A 22,967-nucleotide genomic window follows, 5' to 3' on the forward strand; every position below is an offset into this window, starting at 1 on the left:
GGATAATAGACTTAATAGAAATGGGACTGAAGAAGTGGCACGTGAGGCGCTGAATATGCATTGGATAATGTGAAAATGCCATAACTGCCCCCCACTTAAACTCTCGAAATTATATGGACTAGATGAATGAATAGTAACGCTAAATTTTCGCAATAATTACATGTTTATGGGAGCGATTCAACCCTTAAAATTCAATAAAAATGCATATTTAGTGAATATCTAAGCTATTGTTATCTAACAAACTGAAAAATAAAAAATCGATAAATCAAGCAGATGGACCAGTGCACTCTAATGAAAAAATCATCATGCCAACATTCTTTAGCGATTTTCGCATGAAAAGAGAGCAACTGATCGCCTTTATATGAGAAACTCATTGACGATTTGGTGCCAATACGGTTTAATGCGCCCCGTTGCCCGGATAGCTCAGTCGGTAGAGCAGGGGATTGAAAATCCCCGTGTCCTTGGTTCGATTCCGAGTCCGGGCACCACTATTCATAACCTGTTTGTTAAGAACTAATATTCTTAACTGGCATGACAAAGTACTCGAATCATCATCGTAAAGTAGGCTGTAATCGCTACACCTTGGTTGAACATAGAGTACGAAGAAACCGAAGAGTGCTAATGCATCTTCGGTTTTTTTATGTCAATTTTTTGCAAATATTGGTAGTTTTTTTAATGTAACTCCCTATATTTCCTCCAACATATACCAGAGTAACCGTAACACTTGAATGCCCAAGCAAGGCCTGAGCTGCTTTCGAGTTAGCCCCTGTAACATCACCTACTGTGATGTCGTTTCGGGTAACCTGAGCAACGCATAGCGGTTCATAAGTTGGGTAAATCGGCTGTCTATTTGTTGGCGCAGTACCGATGACGGGGTTTGGCCTGATTCGATTTGTTCCTGATACTGACGCAGTAACTCCTCTATCGGTAACGCTTTTGCCAGCGGTTGTTGAATTGCAAACACCACCGTTTTCAGCTCCGAGACCGTCATATAACGTCCCTTCTTTTCATCCAACCCATTCAGTCGATCTGCCAGTTGCCGCAAACGTTCTTGTGCCAATGCATAGTGTTGCAACTCGACCAATGGTGCAGCACCGGCTTCTCGCTGTTGCTGCCACAACGCAGCCAGTCGTTTAACCTCTTGACTCGCAGGCCACAGTTGTTGTGCCTGAGCTAACAGCTCATCCCCCCGCATCTGTGCCCATAACGGCGGCAATATCGCCAGTTGATCCAATTGTGAGCCGCTGGCTTTCAGCACGGGTTCGGCCAAGCGCGCCCACTCAGCATCTGAAGCCTGTTTTTTCAGTTCAGCTATTGAGTTAGCACTCAGCGGTGTCGGCAAAGGACTGGCATTGGCGAGCAATGTTTCCCTCACGGGATTGGATGACATCGACTGCCAGATATAGATGCACGCCGTCATCAGCATCGCCATCAACAATAACCCGGCAACAAAACCGTGCCCGGCATTCCAGCGCGGAGGCGGCGGCTCAGGTGGAGCTAAAGCCACCTGAACACTCGGTGGAGCCGGTTCGTTGACAATATAGACCAGCGGAGTGTTGGATGCAGTAGGCGACAATGCCGGTTGTGGCGGCGATTCTGGCTCCGACATACCTACGTGCCGTACAGGTACACTCAATCGAGCCGGTGTCTCAACGGCCGCTTCGGTACTCTCCAGCCGCAGTGCGGCGTTATGTAACATCAGGCGTACCCCATCCAATTTACTCAGATGCTTAAGTTCCAGCGTTTGCAACTGTGAACACAATTGCTCCAGCGCCCGCTCTGCCCGATACACCTGTGCCAAGTCGCCGTAACACAGCGTCAGGGTACGCCAGACCTGTTGCAGCCGATCACTTAACCAGGCCAATAATTCAACCCGCGCATGGGTTTGCTGCGGCCACAAGGTGCTCCATTGATGAGAGATTAATCCTGCCAACAGTTCCAGCCCCTCACACAATCCAGCCAGCCCTGCGATGTGAGTTCGCGCTAAAGTAAAATCAACCGTGGTCTGCAACTCAACCCCATTTTGACGAAACAGCGCCAAACAAAGCTGCTCAACCCGCACCCAATCAACATCCGGACGGGCGGGATGATGTAACTTGCCAATTTCATTACGTAACGCGCTGAATTCAGCCAAGTGTCGAGGGTCTGTACCCGTTTTTAGCGTACGTTCGGTATTCGATATCATCGGTTTGTCTTCCCTGAAGCGGCGTTAAAATGAGTCGCCCGGATTGAGATAGTGTTGTTGTCTAAGATGGCGAATCAACACCCGGCCTTCTGGCATAAATGCCGTGCCAAAGTGCACCAGCCCGAACTCTTTTAGCTCGGCATCAATCCCATACTCCAAATGACCCAGGGTGGATTGCGGTAGCAGCACCACATTGAGACGATTCAGCCGTGGCTCATATTTCAGCAGCGTGTCAGAAAGCGTGGTCAGCAGTGAATGTGCCGTACCGGGCATCCCTTGCAAGATTTTGCTCATATCCGGCAGGCCGTAATCCGGCAGATGGCTAAGCGTACCGGCGCGGCAGTTAAGAATGCGCTGCATATTGTCGAGCACCGAGAGAATGACCTGATTAGCTTCGCTCACCTGATGGAGGTCAAGGCCACCCGCTAAATTGCCGAACAGCATTTCATAGAGAGAAGGCTGGGACATCTTACTTATCCTTTAGAGGTAATAACGCCATTCCATGATTATTCAGTTCAATCTGACGAGCCTTATCGGGATCGAGGTCGTCACGGCTCAACACCACCCGCCAGGTGTTGTTAGCAATATCAGGTGCCAGAAACATGCCTACCACTGCCACATACTGCACTTTTTCGTCCATCGGCATATCAATGGACACGGCAGCACCCGGACGAATACGGATATCTTTTTCAGCCACCAGGTCAGCTTTTATTGCCTGACTGTCCTCGGCAAATAAAGAGGGATAGTCGGTGCCATCAAACGTTTTGCGATCCTGTAGCTGATAGATACGCACTACAGTAGCCAGTGGAGCCCCGTTCGCGTTGTTGTTTATCGCATCCCGCGCCTGGATATCCAGATGCAGGGTTTTCACCTGTTTATAAAAAATGGATTTAGTCACGGCGACGGTGCCGTCACTCACTTTCTGGGTCAGTCCACATCCGCTCAGGGTGGATATCATGACCAGCATCAATAATGCAAAACGTGTTTTACCAGCGGTAATCGCCATATTCATCGGTGTCCCTTCGGTCAAGATTTTCCTGAACACGCTGATAGCGGCCCAGATTAATTGTGATCATTTCGGTGTCGGTGGATGTGATTGACGCGATGCGTTGTGTTCGCATCACGGAGGTTCTGCCTAACAGGATCCCCGTGCTTTTCGGTTGACAGGAGAGTTGCGCATCAGGCAGAAGCGCGCGTAACACTGACAGCTGTAAACGCACATGCAGACGCGACCCCAGATACACCTGTAATAACGCAAATAAATCGGTGTGTAACTGCCCGCCGGGCAGCCACTCTCTGGCTTCATCGGGATTATCCGTCTTCAATTTCAACAATACCTGACTGTTAACATCCACCGCATGGCTGCCCATCACCGGGCTGTTACTCATGCTGACGGGGTGGCGTGCGCTCATGGTCAATGGATTGCGCAAGGGAATACGACAGCGATCATGGGCTATCACATGAGCCTCTGTTTCCGGTGCCAGCAACTGAACCAGCGCAATGATGCCTTCACTAGTCCGCGTGGGCAGACGCATCATGCTGGTTAGCGCCAGAAAACGAGATACCGGCGTGGCGATATTTTGGGCACACCCCTCAATACCCAGACCACAAAGGCTCAACAAGTACCGAGAGGTTTTATCAGTACCGCCCGGTGAGAAGCTGGCCGGATAAGAGTATTTACGCCAAATGCGGTAGTACTGCGTCGTCAGTCGGTGATTGAAGATATCGAGAAAGTCGCTGACCGCCTCATACCCTTCCCGGCGCTGGGTAATATCGTCGATATACGCGGTGGGCAGCGGTGATTCCACGCCATACAGCCCCATAAAAGTGGTGCGAATGGTCGGCGGCAGGTGTGGATGTTCGGATATTTCCATCCGTTTAAATTCACTGGCCGGAAAACCCATGCCCGGATGGGGGCGAAATCGCACCGGATCGTGCCTGATTTGCCAGTGGCTACCCAGCGGGGGCGCATCTGGCTGGCTTTGCTCCAGTAACTGGCAGAAGCGATAAAATTGGGTATACGGCAGTTTATCCCACAGTTGTTCGATTAACCGGGCAGGCGCTGATTGTGATTCTCTTTCCATCGGATACATTTCCCGGCAGGCTGGACGATAAGGGTGAGCTGATTGAACAGATGGATGTCAGCGTAAAGGGCAAAGAATCGGTTAAGCATCTCCCCGAACAGATGAATGTCGCCTTCACCGGTAAAGCCGTTACCATCCAGCGTCACTTCAATATCGATGCCCCGCAGCAGAAAGCCCTTTTCAAACCGCTGAGCCTGGTGGTGCTGCACCCGTTGAATGGCATCAAGACGGCGATTATTCAGCTCATCCCCTTGCCAGTTGTACAGCTCCAGCGTCCCACGCAGCACTTGTGCACTGCTCATCAGGTTGAGGTAACTTGAACCAAGATGGCTCAATACCCGCCACTGGAAGTGGTCTTCTGCCGGTGGATAAGATGGTAACGTAGGCTTGCAAAGATTGCGTACTTGCAGCGGCGTCTGTAATACCGCTTCACAGCGATCCAACAGCGTGCTCTGTAACGCTTTGCGCGGTAGCTGGCCATTGGTGCCGGTAATTTTCAGCGATACCGCCTCGCGGGTGAACAGTCGGTCTGCTTCCCACTGTTGCCCCCCGAGAATGAGCCAGGTATCGTGCAACCCGGTCACTCCCCGTTTCACTCGGGTATGGAAATAACGTTCCGGCGCATGACGTCGCTGCATCCCCCCGCGATGGCGAAAACTGGTAAACGGGACATAGGTGGCATCGGAGGTCCGCTGTGAGCCAGTCACCGCATCCACGGAGTAGATTTCAGTATGCCCATCCTGCAAGCGGCGCGGGCGCAGCATATACTCACTTTCCAGCCCATTGATGGTCAGCGGATCCGCTTCCAGTGAGAACAGGTTAACCACTGGTACACAATGCAGGTGCAGCGCGTCATTCCTGACCGGCAAGTCATTTTGCCACTGGCAGTCAAACACCACTTCGATATCAAACCAGGCTATCCCCGCAGGCAGCGTCACGGTTTCCAACCCGTTCAGATGCACAAACATAAACTTTTCGCGGAAGGTGAAATATTCCAGCAATAGTTGATACCCACTGAATGCGCTATCGCCTTTGGGCCACAGCAGGTCTTCGTCTGCAAAGCCACCGGGGGAAAACCAGCCATCCAGTTTTATCCGATCAGCCTGATTGGGCAAACGCAAATAAAGCGCGGCCTGACGCCGGGTGAGAGCCAGATGTAACGCACTGCTAACCGGTGCTTCTCCCGCCAGATAAAAGCACAGGCGACGTAAATCCACCTGCGACCAGTCAGCCTGCGGGCTGCAGGCCAGTCGTAGGCGCAGCACCGAACGGCCGTCTGGCTCAGTCGCCATCACCACGGTTGAGACAGCGAGCGGGTTGAGTACCATATCGCGGGTGGTGCGGTACTGGCAGACAGTATTTTTCGGCCCGATGGGACGGGAATAGACCTCCATGCCGACAGGCACGGTTTCGGCTATTTTCATCGCCGGCACATCCGGGGTCAGCGCAACAATCGACAATGAGGGAATGGTGCGCAGATAGTGCGGCCACAACATGCTCACCAGCCCTTCGGTGAACTCTGGCAGATCGTCATCAATTTTTTCGCGCAGCCGCCCCATGGAGAAGGCAAAACCTTCAAACAAGCGTTCCACGTAAGGGTCAGGGGTTCCGGGTTTATCCAGATCTAACATCGCCGCCCGGTCAGGATGAGTTTGGGCAAACTCTTTCGCTGCATCGCGCAAATAGCGCATTTCAGCATCGTAATAACGCAGGGTAAGGTCTTTCATGGTTTTCTTTTATCAGGATAGGGTTATCGATTAACCACACAGCACCGCGGCTCTTGCCGGGTCGAGTGCAACTAATCCGGCGAGCAGGTTTTCCATCTCGCCATACAAACGTGATTTGTCCGACTCTGTTCGGCTGGCTTTCATCCGTAACAGTTTCAGGCGACGGGCTTTCACTTCAAACAGCAGTTCCGGCTCCCATTGGGTGAGTGTCATCCGGGTAGCGTTCCCCTCCAGTTCACCCAGCAAATGCAATGCCATGTCGTTTTTGCCGTACTGCTCGGCGACCCGAGCCATCAGCAGACGGATCAGCCACTGGTGGCGTGGCGTACGAGCGCCGGGACGGTTTTGCAGCCAATTTAGCGCAGCTTCCACACCTTCGCTATCAGCTTGTGCCAGCGCTTCCGGCTCCAGTTGTAGAACATCATCATCACCCGCCGTACTGGCTGATGACGCGGGCTCACTGCCCCAACTTTCTGCTGCCATGACGTGCTGGTTTATCCAGTGCAGGGTTACTTCGTCGGCGAACGGCGTACCATCATTGAATGCCAGCCCTTCCAGCCCCGGTAGGCGCATCAGCAGGCCATTCAAATCCTGCTTAATGATGTCAGCCCAGCGCTCATAGGGCGCGCCCGATTTCATCAGTGCCTGATGGGTATACCACTGAAGATCCAGCCACAGGTGATTGACACCCTGAGCAAACAGGATATCGGTTTGCTCCAGCAGTTCCAGCCAGCTTTGTTGGAGGTAGAGACGTTTTAGCAGCGCACGGTTCTCCGGCTTTGGCGGGGCCAGTCGGGTACATCCGTCTGCTGCCAACGGCGGCAATTCATGCAGGGTATCCAGACGAATACTTTTCATCAGATGATGGCCCGACAGCCATCCGTTCGGCTGGTCGCGCAAGTATTTTGCCAGCAGTTTTGCTTGATCGAGTAAATCACGCCCGGAACTGACCGCTTTCAGTGCAGGAGCATCAGGTGTGGCGTGACGGGAGGGGCTGCTGTTTTGCGGAATGACGGCGTCAGGGCCGCCGGACTGCATCAGCCGGTTTTCCAGAGCCGCATAAAGCCCACCGAACTGAGGGCGGGTCGACTCATCCCAACCGATAATGTTGTCTTCTATCAACGCCAGCGCGCCCACAATACGCTCAAAGTCAGCTTTTGCCACTTCCGGATACAATGACAAGCTGTCCAGCACCCGGCTTCCCGCCAGCCATTCCAGTGCCAATTTACGGCTGTTGCCTCGCTGTGGATGCAGTGCATCACCAAAACGTTGAACCAATCCGGCCAGCAGAGCCAGGCCGTCTGCCAACCCGCTTTCGCCATCGATGTGCAGTCGCGCCCAGATATAGTAGGTCGCGACGCGCACATCCTTGCTCGCACCGGTCAGCAACTTCTCCGCTAGTGCGCAGACCAACCCGGTGTCCGCGCCAGACAGTTTGTTGACCTCTTCACGCATCTGCTGGAAGTCATCGTCATAACCGGGGTCATCACCTACCGGTGAATCCGCGGCTATGGGGACCAGCCATTTCTCCCAAAGTGAAATCTGCTGCTGTACTTGCTGCGAAAGCATCTGCTGTTCTGCATGGCAAGCGTTGAGTAAGGAGTGCAACGTAGCCATCAGTATTCCTCTCCAGTTGCGATATCCATTTTCTGAACGCCGCTAGTGGTATCCACACTGAATATTTGCGTCGGTAAAACAAAGTTACGCAGTTTCAGTAAGGCCAACGGGCCTTCTCCGGCTTCTGTCCGTAGGGTGTAGTTCAGCGGCCTGCCGTCTGGCGCTTTCCAGGTAAGATTGAAACTGCTGTTCACGCCCTGATACGGGGTGACCTGCGCCTTATCCAGTAACCGGATCCAGCCCCAGGCACCGGGGAGATCAGCAAATTGTCGAGTGCCGGCCTGGGTGCTTATCCAGCTCAAACTGGCACCCGGTGCTTCGGTGTCATGGGGCCAGGTGAAACGTTTCCAGACCGGCAACTGGTTGTAATAGCTGAGTTTCTGACTGTCGATAACCAGATCGGTCTGCATCACGTCTTTCGCAGTACCGGGGCGCAGTTCAAAGCGTATGCCTGCTTCACCGTCGGCAAACACTACGTCAGACAAATAACTCAGTTGGTCCACGGCTTTCAGGAATGCTGGGTTAAATGTCAGCCCCTGAGCATTAATGCTGTCCGGCACCCAATGGCTGCCCTCTTTGTGCAGCACCCCGTTCAGCCGGGTTTGCAGAAAACGGGCGATACGGCCACTGTCGCTGTTGAGATAACGTGCCAGCAGCGGGAGTGACACTTCACTGCTGGTATCTTTTAAGGGATAACGCCCGCCGAAGGTACTGTTCCAATCATCAACAATCGACGCCTGCCACTGGGCATTCAGGCTCTGAGCAGCAGGTGTTAATACTTGCTGCCACGCTTGTTCCATCGGCTGGACAAACACCGTCTGACCAAAACCACTCCATTCCTGGCCGAGACTGGCGGCAACCAAACTACCGTAATCGCGGGTTTCGGTCAGATCGACGGCCTTACCCTGAAATACCGTCTGCGCCAGAGTTTGGGTCATAGCTTGAGGATCGGCAGCATTCACCACCTGCTGGAGTTTAAGGCGCACTTGGGTGACTCGGGTCAGGAAGGTTTGCAGACTGAGATTGGTATTGCCCTGCCCGCCAGCCTTGCCATCCATCAGTGCCAGTACCGGGCCAAAAGTGGCATCCAGCGGCCCTTGTGCGCCCGCTTGTTGATCAATGGCGGGTTGCTCATCGCGGTTTAACAGGTTTTTGGCCGACTTCACCAACGAGTCAGACAGCGCCTCACCGGTTTGCCCGGTTTTACCCTGTACGCTCAAGGTGTTCATTAGCGCCACCAGCGGGGACTGACGCACGTCTGCCATCAGAGTAAGCTGCTCGATCGAGTCCGATAGCGTTTGTGCCTGCTGCCAGTGCAAACTGTTGAGAAAATCGAGCCAGCTGGTGGAAAAATCAGCGAAATAACGCTCCTTCAGACGAGCCTGCAGGGCTTCGGGAGAATCCTGCTGCGACACGGCATTTTGGCTGTCACTCAGCACCCAGTCCATCTCCTCACGGCGCTCACTGACTACTTTTTCAATCGCCGGTTTTACTGCATCATCCCAGGCTTTACGGGTGAACATGCCTGGCACGACGGCATCGGTGGTAAAAATCCGTTCAGCATCGGTATCGCCGGTCATATCAGACAGGCGCAGATCAGCATACTGATGCGCGACCTGAGTCATCATCTTTTGGTAGAGCGAAGATTCACTATTACGTGCCCCCATCTGACTGATCAACCGGGTACGCACCTGACTGACCAGGTTTTCATCCAGCTTCAGACGCCAGACCGGGTGCAGGGGAAGATTGCGGGCATAAAAGTCCAGCAGAGTGGGGCCACTGCCCTGCCAAAGGCTGTCCGGCACACCGCTACGCTGCGGCCAGTCGCGGAGCAGCGTGGTGCTAAACCATGGCGCATCCATTTTCTCCGAGCGTGCCAGCATCAGATAGAGTTTTAACTGGTCATAGGCGGGTTTTACCAGCATATCGCGCAATGGAGAGTCCGGTGGCAACTGCGCCATAGTGCGGAGTTGCTCTTCAAGGTGACCGGCGGCAGCATCGCGTAGCAGAGGGGTAGCGGTGGCTCGATAGTGTGGCCAGAGTGCGGCCAGCAAAGAATCGTTCTGACTCAAACCGAACCGGTTGTACCAAGGTGCGCCCTGTTGTTGGCGATACTGCAATCTGTCTATCGTGTGTTGCAGATCCAGCAGCGCTTGAAGACGTGCTGGCAGGGGCTGTTGCACGTTAGCCGCCAGTTTCACCTGAGCATCACTAGTATTAATGGTGTCACGGTTGATCAGGAATGACATAACCATACCCGCCCCCCACAACACCATAAGGCCTGCAATCGCCATCCCCAGCGTTTTACGCCAGGCGAACCCGAGCTTTTTCGCAGCTAAGCCTGAGGGCAAAGATGGTAATGAATCAATCACTACATCCCAGCGGTTATCCTTGCCCCAGTGGTGCTTCACGCTGCGTTTTGCATTGACGGATGCCGGACTGAATATCACCCCCGCCAGCGGTGAAGGACGATAGGGGTTCAGCAGAGTCGCAAGAGGACCGGCGATAGAGTCCGGCTGACGCGTTAACTGATCGGCCAGTTGCAACAAAAACGGGTGCTGGGTATTGCTGCTAATCTGTTGCGTACCTTGTTCAATCAGTGATGGCAGCAGCCCGGTAAGTTGCATACTCAGTTCGTCAGGTTGACAGCCCGCGGATAGCAGACAGCCGACGGATTGGGTGATGCGATCAGCCCCATCCTCGGCATGCAATGACCAGACATACAACGGCAGCCGCCAGCCGAGGAGTTCATAGCGTGAAGCGAACGCCTGCGCCACACTGTCCATCATATCGGTGGAGAGGATTGTTTTAGATTCTTTTTGATCAAGCGTAGTGCTTTGAGCTAAGGCTGATGTCACCCAAACGACACCATCCAGCGGACGTCCGCGTAATTTACGCAGAGCACTCAGCCACGCGCTATCGGCCTGCGCCCCCAGATCGCCCCCCCACAGCAGCACCGTGCCACTGTCTTCCTGCCAGTATTGCGACGTCAGGCCGGGAGTCAGTTGTTCCACATCCGCCGCACTGCCGGTGAGTAAGAGAATGCGCACTTTGCGGGGCCAGAAGCGGCCATAGCGAGTCCGGAGAGAGTGCCGCAGTTCACTTATCTTGGTACTGCTAACAACCAAATGTTTTAGCTGAACTTTCTGAGCGGCCATATTCCTAGGTTCATCACCTACTTTACGAAAGAATCTCAACCTGGAACCTACAGCAATTAATGAACGCCGACTGGCAAGCGCCAAGGAGAGAAAAAAGGAAACCGACAGGATAGCTCCACCAACCAGCAACTTATCTTTCGGAGATGTCCATCCCAACTCATCCCCCCAAAAATAAAAAAGCAAAGACAAAAAAACCATGAAAAAAATAATAAAAAACACACCAGAGAATTTAATGATAAAATTTTTCATTTTATAGCCTATCCTTATCATCGACGGCCAAAGTAAAAAAATAGGATACGACTAAAGAATCATGGTGTTTATTTATAAGCAAGTAACGCCCTGGTTCAAGAAACTCCTTCACGTACTTAATCTGTAAAACTTCAGTTACCGGCTCACATAAACATAGGTAATCAGCAGTATTAATATAATTAAATGACATCAATGCACTCTCTGACATGAAATCAGACGTTTTTATCACGATGTCATTTTTTTCTTTGTCACTTAAACCAGAATATAAAACACCTGACAACTTATTATCGCAGGACACTTCGCCCCAAATAATTGATTTGTCTATACCATCCCACCCAATTTCAGGTCGATAAAGAGAGTCAAAGGATAATCCTTTATTTTCAATGCCCTCACTATTTTTTCCAAATAATAAAACAATTGACTCGGATTGATTATCAACACTGTCACTGATCAGTTCATTTCCATGCAAATGAGCAGCAATGAGAATAAGATATTCACCTTGCCCTTCATCTAACCATGAATCTAACGACTCATATACACTATTACCAAACAAAATATTTGAAAAAGGAAAAATGATATTAAAGCGCTCACCCCACAATTTTTCCAACTGCAATTTCAGATCATCAGAAAAGACAGATATGATAGTCAATATAGCCCCTGGAGGTAACAGAGTTATATGTGCATAGATATCTTCTAGCAACTCAGGCATCATTTTATTAAAAAGGGACTGCATCCTTTCTTCATACTCTTCTTTCTCATTAATGTTATGTACAAATGAAGAAAAGGCGAGATACCGTGACATATGCGTAAATTTAGGCGTATATCTAACCGGTAAGAGGGAGTTACTCATTGCATCAGTTACGTCCCCACTAATATCAGGAAACTTAACCTTTATATCAATAATTTTAAGATGAACTCTTCCTTTTTGCAGTAACGCTTGATAATAATCAGTTCGTGTTGCATTCCAATATTCCTCCTCTAAGTTACTGCCATTCCATAATAATAACCTGAAAGTAAAAATCCCGCCCCAAAGTAACAAAGGTATTAACAGCAGTTCCGACCAGAAAATATAAGGATTTTTAGACAGATATTGTGAAAAGAACCCCAGAAAAATGCATGCATAAACTATGACCATCAATAATAAGATACTGCCCCATAGCCACAGAGATAGTGTTCTAGTAGTTGTTTTTATTTCAGCAGGTATATCGAGAATGTTTACTGGCATGCCCTTATTCCTTGAGTACACGCGAACCAGAGGAGATAAGCGTAGCGCCACAAGCACAATGATTCCCTTCTAACGCAACGGGAAGCCCATTATCGCAATGGTTTTCGTCACCTTCAATGATGCTATTTATGCCATGTTTTGGGCAAGAAACTTTATCTGATTTGCGAGCAATAAGCCTGCCATCAATAGAGATTTGAGCTGAGCCAGTTAACACCACACCACCATGAGATGTTTTATCTCCAACACAAATAGTTTTCCCCATAAATTAACACCTATTCCAAAAACTAATATATTAATTATTAACAACTTCCGGTAATCTTTTCAGCAGGTCAGGTTTAAACTGCTCAGGATCATCAACCATTACCCACTGACCACTAGAGTTTCTTTCTTGTATTTTTTCAGGTTTTTTGTAGGTGCCAGTTTTAGGATCTATCTCAACAACCTGATCTTTCCCTATAAATTTAAATGCAAGTTCAATATTAGAGTCCATATAGTAATCTTTTATCTTTCTAAAGCCCTTAGAATAGTAATCAACATCTACACCACTATCTGAATAAGGAAATCTATTCAATCTAATTAATATATCGTAAGTTTTACTATAGAATAAAATATCATAATATCCTTCATGTTGTTGCGAATTTAGCTGTAAACCTTCAAATGTACAAGCTGAATAAAAAAGCAAATAATCCAGCGAGTCTTTTAAAATAGAGTCCAATATCCCTATGCAAAGCAAAGGATACTCGACTCCGTCTTGTGTTAAATTAGTTAGCAAGAATTGAGATATTCTATTATGCTGTTTCACCCGAATCACCTGTTGATACTGAGAGGTTTTCTCAAGGAGACCATCATAGATACCACCCGGCACTACCACATGTTTTCCATCAAAGATGCCAAGCCATATATCCTGCTTTTTATTTACAAGCCAATACTGGTTTTTAGATAACCTCTTTTCTCTTTTATCATCGGGTAATTTATTTTGTTCATCTTTATATTGGGCATTTTTTTGCTCCTGCTCATTATCGAATATACTTTGCATAAGTTCACTTGGATTATTTTCCCAAATTTCCTTGCTGATTACAGGAGATTTATCATTTGACCAACAAACATGTGTTACTAATATAAAAAAACAGCCATTAAGTATTTCATTATTAACCCTCAGGGATAATTGAAACCATCAATAAAAGGAACGGGATCTATACGATCAAGCATACCAGCCCTTGAAGGATTACGTGTTCTCACCTCAAAATCTGTGAAAAGGTCAATTTTCAAGAAGTAGGCACACTCTCCTATATTTCCACCCACGTCATCTTATTCAGTTCCCTGAACATAATCTCTGTAACTAAAAATATATAGGAAATCCGCTTAATTATTGATTATTACCTCCGGAAGCCTTTTAAGAAAAGTAGGAGGTGCCGCATCAAGATATATTTTTTTTCCTGTTTTGGGATCAACTTGAATTACCTGATCTTTACCCGTAAATTTAAATGCCCATGGGAATTCCGTGCTCGTATTAATATAGTAATTTTTTACTTTATTAATAAATAGACCATAGTCCAATGGTAGTGGTTCGTTTTTACTTGCAGAGTAAGGGAAAGCATCAACTTTCATTAAACTATCATAAGTTTTATCATAAAGAAAAATATCGAATCTACCCTCATGTCGTGACGAGTTTAACTGTAAAGTTTCGAATGTACAGCCAGAAAAAAAAAGTAAGTAATCTGCTGAGTCCTTTAAAATATAATCTAATTTTGATGAACAACGCGGGGGATACTCAGTTCTATCACGCATAAAATCAGTCAGTAAGAATTGAGATATTTTATTTTTATTTTTAATTCTAATCACTTGCTGACGTGGATAAGTTTCTTCTGAGACGAGATAGTAATATCGCCCTGGCACAATTACTTGTTTACCATCAAAGATACCTAGCCATAGGTCTTGTTTTTTATTTACCAACCAGTATTGATTTTTATACAACGCCTTTTCTCTTTCATTATCTGCTAGGTTATTTTGTTCGTTTTTATATAAAATATAATCTTCATGTTGCTCCTCATCAAATATTTCTTGCATTCTAGCGCTGTCATCATCACTACTAACTGCTGGTGTATCCACCGCATAAGTAGGTCTAATAATAATTAGTAGTAATAACAGCATAAAAAACTTGGCGGACTTACTCATTGAAAACTCCTTACGGGTAATTAAATCCTTCAATAAAACCAGCCGGATCGATGCGATTTACCATCCCTGCTCCAGCAGGATCCTTTGTTCTCACTTCAAAGTGTAGGTGACCTCCTCTAGCAATAGTGGTCATATCCCCGGCATTACCTGTGCTACCGGTATTACCTATACAATCACCACATTTAATTGTGCTACGGGTTGATAAATTGGCACTAATCTCAGAAAGATGGGCATAAAAGAAATAAATTTCTCTTAGTTCATCATTATTAGCTAGAGAGAAATAAAGATTCTTTTTTGGCTGTGGCAAATCATCTACCTGAACAACAATGCATAACTGTTTACCATAATCTCCCCTATTTGTGACAATAAATGCTACACGTCCGTCAGCGACAGCATAAATAGGTGTTCCGCTATCCGCGGCTATATCGATCCCTTGATGATTTCGGGGAGTGCCCCTGTAAATTCTGACCCCACGGCCAAAACTTGCGCTTCTGGGTCCGCGCAACCCATGAATTCTTATTCGGCATACCGCTAGTGGGTTATGCCATTGCCCTGCCGAGCTTGAACTTTCTGAAACAGTATTATTCCTTACTGTCCTACTGGCAGCAGGTTGTGTCACTCGTGGTGGCAAATTGATGTTGACATTAAAATTCGGATTAAGCTTCTTGATAATATCTTTAGTCAAATAATTTTGAGCTTTAGGGGATATTCTGAAGTTATCAGGTACCACGGAAGTATCAGCTAGCTCAACTAACCATGCTACATAAGCCGTTCGTGGATTTTGATCGATGGAAAGGTATCGTTGTTGAGCTGTAGCTCCCTTTACATTTACATTAAACCTACCGACAAATGCATCATCATCATATTGCCGATATTTTTTAGCCCCCTCCTTTCCATTCATAATAATATCATACGCCCCATTTTCACCCTCGTGGTGAACTAAGTAGGCTAATTTTACTATTTCATCCGGGGTTAAAGATGCTACAGCAGAAAATTCTTTACTAATTCTATCAACCCCTTGTCTATCATATAGCCCTATCATATCAATATTAAACTCTTCATTGATTCGAAGAGCTAATACCGTATTTTCCTCTATTCGTTTTTTTTCTATTTTATTATCTGTGGAAGTCTTCGTGCCGTAAATAATTCCTTTTTCATACACTATCATCTGATAAGAATACTTTTTGGTCAGGTATTGGTACACTTTCGATTTCGGATTTGCGCTCAACTCGAGCCATGCTCTTGGCTTAAATTGTCCCAACCCTACCGCACCAGAACCGGTACTGTTTCTCGCATGTGCCAGCCACCTGGATTCAGCATAAATAAGTGCTGCCAGGCCTTCCGGTAGGAAATTATATTTTTTTGCTGTTTCAATAATATAACTACGATACTTCTCTGCCTGTGGAGGTAGGAGTAGCCCCTCACTGACATTACCTATATTATTGACACTGGTGGGTATCCCCCCTTCAGTGCGGGTGGTCTGATTGATCGGTAGCGTCCGATTCGCTTGAGGCTTATTTGTTACAGACTTTGGGGGAGCAGCCGGTTTGGTTGAGAGGTTATTATTGTTTTTAGCTTTTTCTTTTTCCTGCTGCTTGGTAGATTGCTGAGTCCCTGTTTTCACTAAGGTACTTCCCTTGACCACCATCTCTCTTGAGTTTATTCTCAGGGTTTTATTACCTAATGGTGCTTTGGGATGATTGGCAATAACTATAAATTGCTTTTTATCTAGGTGCTGTAATTCGACTTTAATACCTTTGGTACTGTCCTCAATAAGGATTCCGGCCACCGAGCCGTTGCCATCGGTAATATAGTCGCGAGTTTTACCATCAAAAGTCAGTTTGAGCTTGGTATCTTTAAGTGGTCGCCACCTGAGATCACAAATATTTAAATTAAGCTGTGTATCATACGTTTTCTCCTTTGAAGGTAGCACCAACATCTGCCCTGGATGAATAATGTGTTGTTTTGCCTTGGTGTTAAGACCGTTAATGCTATTAAGATCGTTAATTTCAACACCAAAGCGACGGCTAATCTTCCATAAGCTGTCACCCGGTTGAACAGTATATTGCTCCATTATTATCCCTCCTTCAAAGTATTAAACTCTTCATCGTATTGCGGGCCATGATCATCAAACGACTCATCATCAGTTTCTTCATCAGGCATCTCGTCATCATCAGTGAAGAGACTGGTCCATACATCATCACCAATAATGGCATGAAAACTTTTGTTATCCTGCAACTCGAAAATCCCAGTTTCACCATCACCGAAGGTGGATGACCACAGATTTTCTTTATTATCACTGTCAAATAGTCTGACCTTCATGGCTGACGGTGCCGCATTACCCTGCGCATCTAATAACATAAACTTGATCGCCTGAGGGCCACTGCCTGGCAGCTCTGGTAATGTCGACTCTAGAGATGCGGGGCCACTGTATAAAAGTTTGCTTTGCTTCATCGTGATATCACCAGGGCAACCCAATTCAATATTGCCACCTGAAAGACGAATGTAAGCCCCACCGGCACAGTTCAATGTTAGCGTTTTCGCTGCTGTCAAGGTGATATTATCAGTGGTACTGGTTAATGAAATATTATGCTTGGCAACGATATCAATGTTCCCTGACTGGGCCTGAGAAATAAGATCGCCTTTTGCTGCAATCGTCTCGACGCCCTCACTTTCTGTAAAGAGAGATATCTTCTTAGCCGCTGCTAAAGAGATATTTTGCATCGCTCCCAATTCGGCACTTTGACCTGACGTCATATAGATATTGTCACTGGCGGCCACTTGAAGATGGCCACCGCTCACCACGGCAACTCCTTCTGGGGCACTGGCAAGTAACACTGCCTGTTTAAGTTCAAGCAGCTTTTCCTCCATTAATTTCTGTTGCTGCTCGTAATGTAAGACCTGAGCCTTTGCCACCTGTGCCGATTGAGAAAGCGACTCCATCCGGCTAAGTGCTTGAGACAGCAATGCTTGCATAGCCGCCATATCCAGCATCTCCCCCCCAGCAGACGGCTGATTATCCGCAGTAATGAATACGCCCTTCCCACCGCGGATGCTAACCCAGTCATCGGTGCGCAGCTCCGCACCTTCGCCCCGTAGATTGCGCTGGGCATCTACATTGTGCCCGAGATTCAGTTGGGTCTTGCCGCCGTACTCGGTACTGAGCTTGATGTGCTCTTCGCCGCGCTGGTCTTCCATGCGCAGCTTGTTGAAAGCAGGGGTGCGGATCACGTTACGGGTGTTATTTTTTTCGGTGACATGGTCGGTATGACGCGAATCGTGCAAAGCATGGGCGATATACGGGCGATCCGGATCACCGTCGTGAAACGCGATGGCCACTTCGGTGCCCTGTATCAGCGGGAAATGAATGCCGTACACATCACCACCGTAAGGTTTAGCGAGTCGTACCGGCATACTCTCCTGACCTTGGGTTTTATCATCCTGATCTGCATCAAATTTCACTCGATACAAACCGGAGGTGTCCTGCCAGGCATAGATATCATTCGACTTGGCGCTAGTCACACGAGCCATCATGGTGCCGCTGACTTTCGGACGCGGGAGCAGTGCCGGACGCCAGCACAGGGTTTCACTGTAGGGGACAGCTGCGATAGTGACTTTCAGTGCATCTTTACGGCTGGCGCTGAACCCAGTGCGTACCACGACCATTGGTTGTGTCAACAGCTCCGGCAGCGCGGACGGGATCGATGTGTCGGTTACCGTCAGCACCTGAGCAGGGTGTAATGTGGGATCGGTGCTGAAACCGGTGATCAGCGTTTGTGCTGATAAAAAACGTTCATGGTCAAGGCGAGCAAGGAAGTTACCGGTTTCCGCTGTAGGGGCGATTTTATCGCCGGTATCCAGATGGCGAGGTTTGTAGTGATACACTTCGCCATAAGTTACCCCTTCACCGTCGCCGTGCGTCATGTCTGTTCGGGTGGACTGCAACACTTTCTGCGCTTCACGGTAGTTGTAATCTTTGGCTGTAACGCTAGCTTGCACCACACTATGCCGTACACTCAGCCCCCAGACTGACGCTGCTCCTCTGTCACTCATCCCCGACGGGCTATTCAGTAGCAGCGTTTTACCAAACTCATAGGCACTCTGCTTATCGGCAAAATGCACCACTTCAGTTTGGGTGTCCGGCTGCAGGGTAAAGAAGTAAAATATCCCCATCTCCGAGAGCAACCGTTCAATAAATTTTAGGTCGCTTTCCTGATACTGATTTATCTGTTCACGTTTTGGATAGGTCTGTTTCAGGACAAACTCATATTCCCAGTCCTTCAGACCATGCTCCTGAAGTATCTGCGCGACAACTTCAGGTACCGATTTGTTGACAAAGAAACGGTGAGTACGGAACTGTTTGTTTAGCAGGGCGAGGAAAGGTTCTACAATAATCTCGTACTTAACCTGATCACGTGAGCCTGATATACGTCTAAAATGTGTAATTACACCATGTACCACTTTTCCCATCACCGGATTGAACAAATCCCCCATACCCATGTTCAATGTGGCTGGTTTATTCAAAAATAACTCAGCAGTTAGGTCGGGGTGAAGAGACGTAAATTTGATTGTGTAATGATACAAAACACTTATTTGCTCAAGTCCATTAAAGTCCTCAACATCCAGCGAGTAAGAGCAGGACGGAATATTTAGGCTGTAGCGGTTAAGCGTTGCTCCAGTCAGTTCAGATAAAAGATTCATTTTCGGTTTCCTGCTCCTATATTTACAGCATGCTGTAGAACTAATAGATATTAGGTGGTTGAGCGTTATTAATAGTAATCATCCCATTTTCTTTGAATGTTAGGATAAGTAATGCGGAAAATTAAATATCCTAAGATGGTCAGTAAACTTACCCCTCCCCCCCAGTAAAATCTATCGTCATTGTTCGATAGGAAAAAAAACCAGATAGATGAAACCAATCCAATTATTGTTATTGTTGAACCAACTGCACAAACGATATTTGACATTAAAATTATTACGATTCTTTTTATATTCATGAGTAAGTCATATTTTCAAGTGGTTAGTGATTGTCAAACTCAGTTGTGATTTTATTTAATCCCAATCTAAATACCAAAAAGCCAATATAAGATTGGAGTAAGCAATATAAACCCCAAAGTATTCGATAATTATCATCAGAAAAAATGAAAAACCACACGCCCCAACCTATACCTGTTGAACCTAAACCTAATCCTAGCCAGCGCACAGCCATGGACAATGTGATCAGTGCTATTTTTTTCAGATTCATAAGCCACCAAAAAAGTATTCGCAAATTTTATTGAATTCTTCCGGATTTTGGTCACTAACAGTGCAAGCCTTTTCAAACGGTTTGACGACATCTTCAACAAGGAAGTAGACAAGGTCTAAGTCACCCATCTTTTTCAATTTTTCGTATAACTCAGGATTGCTCTCTCTTAGATATCGTGAAGTATATATTGCTCTTGATGCTTCAGCTCCAATATAAATAAACCCACCGACTACAGCACCTGAAAAGAAAGCAGCAACAGCACTCTCAGTGAGTGCATATCCAAGACTGATGCCACTTATTTGAGAAAATGCAATCTTCCCAGTAATAGTTCCTGAAATGTTTTTTAAGTTTTTTATGGTTTTCTCTATATCTACTCGAGAGATAAATTGTTTGATAAATTCACTAATGACGCCCTGGATTAGATCTCTATTAACTGTCCCTGACTTAACTAATCTGGCAATTCTCATCTTGTCATCAAAATTTTCGCTTCGATGTTCGGTATCTATAAAGTCATAACCAAGATAATAAAAACTGACAGGAAAAGAGATAAATCCCTTCGCCACTGCACCGAAAAATCCAGAACCATCAACATTAATAGCGTCCAGCATATCTCTGGCAATTTCTTTAGCACTGTCCATAATCGTTATCCTTTAGAATCTTCAAACTCCAACGTGATCCCTTCGGCTTCATCCCAGCCCAGCGTCAGCGAGGTAGTGCGCTGTTGCTCGCTCATGCGGCTTAACAGCTGCTGGCTCAATACCGGCAAGATTTGCTGGTTCAGCAGGCTATCGATATTGCGCGCACCGGTGTCCGGCAACAGGCAGGCGGCGACCAGCGTGTCGTACAGGCTTTCTTCAATCGTGCAGTGCAGACCGTAGTGTTTGTTCAGGCGCTTGGCGACTTGTGCCAGTTTCATTTCGACGATAGTGCGCAATGCGATGGCATCCAGTGGGCGGTAGATCAAGGTCTGGAAGCGAGCCAATAACGCGGGCTGGAAGTGATCGCGCAGGATCGGGCGCAACAGCTCGTGCAGATCACTATGAGTCACTTCCGGCTGTTCATCCAGTAACTGCATCAGATGGTCGCTGCCCAGATTGGCAGTCATCAGGATAACCGTATTACGAAAATCAATTTCGCGCCCTTCGCCGTCGCGCATAAAGCCGCGGTCAAATACCTGATAGAACAGGTTAATGACATCGGTGTGCGCTTTTTCGACTTCATCCAGCAGCACCACACTATACGGGCGCTTGCGCACCGCTTCAGTCAGAATGCCACCCTGACCATAACCGACATAGCCCGGCGGCGAGCCTTTGAGCTGGGAAACGGTGTGCGCTTCCTGATATTCGGACATGTTAATGGTGATCAGCGATTTCTCGCCGCCGAACAACGAATCAGCCAGTGACAGCGCGGTTTCGGTTTTACCCACACCACTAGGCCCCACCAGCAGGAACACCCCTAGTGGGCCATTTTCGGACGTCAAGCCGGTTTTGGCGGCGCGCAGGCGTTGCGCCATTTCAACCAGTGCCGCGTCCTGACCCACCACTCGGGTGGCGAGGTGGTTTTCCAGTTGCAATAAATCGGTCTGTTCGTCTTTCAACAAGCTACTCAGTGGTACGCCGGTCCAGTCAGCGATAACTGTGGCAACAGTGCGCACATCGACATCCAACGACAGCAACGGTGCATTGCCCTGAATCTGACTTAATTCTTCCTGCAATATGGCCAGATGTGCCGCGTTGGCGATATTCTGACGCGCCTCAACAATAAGTATGGTCAGCCTTTTTTCTTCACTATATTGCTGTTCAAGCTGCTGTTGCCTAACGGCCAGTTCTGCGCGGCATGTGTCTATCTCAGGTAAACGGGTTGAACTGATATTCGGCAGCAGGAGCAAGTCCTGTTCGATGGCCTGTTGCTCCATCGCCAATGCAGCAAGTTCTGCGCTAATCTCCATCAGCGCTTCGGGTAAGGTGTCGATGCTCATGCGGACACGAGCACCGGCGGTATCAAGCAGGTCAACTGCTTTGTCCGGCAGTTGGCGGCCGGTTAAAAAGCGTCGCGACAGAGTAACGGCAGCGGTAATGGCGGAATCCAGAATGTGCACGCCGTGGTGCTGAGCGTAACGACCTTTTAAGCCACGCAGCATCAAACTGGCTTTGGCATCGTCCGGTTCGTCAACTTTTACCATCTGGAAGCGGCGCTCCAGTGCGGCGTCACGCTCGAAATATTGTTTGTATTCCGACCAGGTGGTGGCAGCAATAGTGCGCAACTCACCCCGCGCCAGTGCCGGTTTCAGTAAGTTGGCCGCATCTGCACCGCCGGCCTGATTACCGGCCCCGATAATGGTGTGAGCTTCGTCAATAAACAGCAGTACCGGTGTCGGCGATTGTTGCACCGCCTCGATAACATTTTTCAGCCGCTGTTCGAACTCACCTTTGACACCCGCCCCCGCTTGCAACAAACCCAAGTCCAGTGTGCGCAGGCTGACGGTTTTTAGGCTATCCGGCACGTTACCCTCGGCGATACGTAGCGCGAGGCCTTCCACCAGCGCAGTTTTACCGACCCCTGGTTCACCGACTAAAATAGGATTATTTTTACGACGACGTGACAGGATATCGACCATCTGGCGGATCTCGGTATCACGGCCAAAAATCGGGTCAATCTGCCCGGTTTTCGCTTTAGCGGTGACATCGAGGGTGAATTTATCCAGCGCCGCTTGTAGAGCGTCATTCAGTTGGGGCTGACCGCTGGCAGAGTTGGTGGTCGCCACCTCATCGGTCAAGTTAACCGGACTATCTGCCAATATCGCTGCCTGCTGAACTTCGGGACGTTCGTCGGATTGGTTGTCCAGCAGCGGGAGCAGGCGGTGTAACTGGGTGGTGCTCAGACTGAGTAACGGCCATCCCGCCTCTGCAGCCAATAATGATGGTGAATTTATCAAGGCAGACAATAGATGGGCGGAGCGCACCGCATCAGCATTCTCCTGTAGCGAGGCATCCAACCAGGCACTTTTGATCAATTGTTGTAACGCGGCAGAAAGCTGGGGTTTTCCTTGTACCGTACGCGGTAATGTTTCCAGATGGGCCAGCAATCCTTGCCACAGGCTATCCATGTCCCACTCATAACGTCGGGCTATGACTGTAATATCTCCCTCGCCCTGCTCTAACAGTTTCAGCAGCCAATGTTCAACAGTTATCTCGGCATGAGCGCGAGTCTGGCACAGGGTTGCCGCACCGGCTAGTGCCTGTGCGCAATAGGGGTTTAGCCGACGTAATAAGTGTGCTGAATGCGTTGTCATTAAGGTCTTC

16 protein-coding genes and 1 tRNA gene are annotated in these 22,967 nt (G+C 48.2%); 1 reads left to right on the top strand and 16 read right to left on the bottom strand.

Features of this window, described 5'->3' with window-relative positions; translation table 11 throughout:
- The first annotated feature begins 412 nt into the window (after positions 1-412).
- A tRNA-Phe gene (locus FTB31_RS20725) sits at positions 413-488 on the top strand.
- Between the two features lie 290 nt (positions 489-778).
- On the opposite strand, the gene FTB31_RS20730 is transcribed toward FTB31_RS20725, so the two are convergent.
- The 16 genes from FTB31_RS20730 to tssH form a co-directional block, all read right to left on the bottom strand.
- Positions 779-2,185, bottom strand: a complete 1,407-nt coding sequence (locus tag FTB31_RS20730; RefSeq protein WP_227731742.1) for a VasL domain-containing protein — start codon at positions 2,183-2,185, stop codon at positions 779-781.
- Positions 2,186-2,209: 24 nt separating this feature from the next.
- A complete protein-coding gene (gene tssE, locus FTB31_RS20735; RefSeq protein ID WP_077175293.1) occupies positions 2,210-2,653 on the bottom strand; it encodes a type VI secretion system baseplate subunit TssE in 444 nt (147 codons plus the stop codon).
- Position 2,654: 1 nt separating this feature from the next.
- A complete protein-coding gene (gene tssJ / locus FTB31_RS20740; protein WP_320407056.1) occupies positions 2,655-3,191 on the bottom strand; it encodes a type VI secretion system lipoprotein TssJ in 537 nt (178 codons plus the stop codon).
- Entirely contained in the window at positions 3,172-4,278 is a 1,107-nt protein-coding gene (gene tssG, locus FTB31_RS20745) for a type VI secretion system baseplate subunit TssG (protein ID WP_175628105.1), read from the bottom strand. The genes tssJ and tssG overlap by 20 nt, the downstream gene beginning before the upstream one ends.
- On the bottom strand, positions 4,233-5,996 hold the full coding sequence (gene tssF / locus FTB31_RS20750; protein ID WP_077175291.1) for a type VI secretion system baseplate subunit TssF: 1,764 nt from the start codon (positions 5,994-5,996) through the stop codon (positions 4,233-4,235). The genes tssG and tssF overlap by 46 nt, the downstream gene beginning before the upstream one ends.
- Before the next feature lie 30 nt (positions 5,997-6,026).
- A complete protein-coding gene (tssA, locus tag FTB31_RS20755; RefSeq protein WP_077295766.1) occupies positions 6,027-7,613 on the bottom strand; it encodes a type VI secretion system protein TssA in 1,587 nt (528 codons plus the stop codon).
- Positions 7,613-11,020 carry an ImcF-related family protein gene (locus FTB31_RS20760; protein ID WP_407084066.1) on the bottom strand — a complete coding sequence of 1,136 codons (3,408 nt, stop codon included), beginning with the start codon at positions 11,018-11,020 and terminating at the stop codon, positions 7,613-7,615. Before FTB31_RS20760 ends, tssA begins: the two co-directional genes overlap by 1 nt.
- 1 nt (position 11,021) lies before the next feature.
- Positions 11,022-12,245 (bottom strand): hypothetical protein, encoded by a 1,224-nt coding sequence (locus FTB31_RS20765; RefSeq protein WP_227719913.1) that lies wholly within the window; start codon positions 12,243-12,245, stop codon positions 11,022-11,024.
- Positions 12,246-12,249: 4 nt separating this feature from the next.
- Positions 12,250-12,507 (bottom strand): PAAR domain-containing protein, encoded by a 258-nt coding sequence (locus FTB31_RS20770; RefSeq protein ID WP_227719914.1) that lies wholly within the window; start codon positions 12,505-12,507, stop codon positions 12,250-12,252.
- Positions 12,508-12,537: 30 nt separating this feature from the next.
- Positions 12,538-13,281 (bottom strand): hypothetical protein, encoded by a 744-nt coding sequence (locus FTB31_RS20775; RefSeq protein ID WP_227719915.1) that lies wholly within the window; start codon positions 13,279-13,281, stop codon positions 12,538-12,540.
- A gap of 326 nt (positions 13,282-13,607) precedes the next feature.
- Positions 13,608-14,420 carry a hypothetical protein gene (locus tag FTB31_RS20780; RefSeq protein WP_227719916.1) on the bottom strand — a complete coding sequence of 271 codons (813 nt, stop codon included), beginning with the start codon at positions 14,418-14,420 and terminating at the stop codon, positions 13,608-13,610.
- 10 nt (positions 14,421-14,430) lie between these two features.
- A complete protein-coding gene (locus FTB31_RS20785) occupies positions 14,431-16,494 on the bottom strand; it encodes a peptidoglycan DD-metalloendopeptidase family protein (protein ID WP_227719917.1) in 2,064 nt (687 codons plus the stop codon).
- A gap of 2 nt (positions 16,495-16,496) precedes the next feature.
- The gene (locus FTB31_RS20790) at positions 16,497-19,121 is read right to left on the bottom strand and encodes a type VI secretion system Vgr family protein (RefSeq protein WP_227731743.1); all 2,625 of its coding nucleotides are present in this window, start codon (positions 19,119-19,121) and stop codon (positions 16,497-16,499) included.
- A 319-nt stretch (positions 19,122-19,440) separates the two neighbouring features.
- Positions 19,441-19,665: a hypothetical protein gene (locus FTB31_RS20795; RefSeq protein ID WP_077175280.1), complete on the bottom strand. Its 225-nt coding sequence runs from the start codon at positions 19,663-19,665 to the stop codon at positions 19,441-19,443.
- Positions 19,662-20,303: a hypothetical protein gene (locus tag FTB31_RS20800; protein ID WP_077175279.1), complete on the bottom strand. Its 642-nt coding sequence runs from the start codon at positions 20,301-20,303 to the stop codon at positions 19,662-19,664. The genes FTB31_RS20795 and FTB31_RS20800 overlap by 4 nt, the downstream gene beginning before the upstream one ends.
- Positions 20,304-20,308: 5 nt before the next feature.
- On the bottom strand, positions 20,309-22,957 hold the full coding sequence (gene tssH, locus FTB31_RS20805) for a type VI secretion system ATPase TssH (protein ID WP_227731744.1): 2,649 nt from the start codon (positions 22,955-22,957) through the stop codon (positions 20,309-20,311).
- Positions 22,958-22,967: the final 10 nt, after the last annotated feature.

The organism is Yersinia proxima (assembly GCF_902170785.1).
In the GTDB taxonomy this organism is placed as follows: Bacteria; Pseudomonadota; Gammaproteobacteria; order Enterobacterales; family Enterobacteriaceae; genus Yersinia; species Yersinia proxima.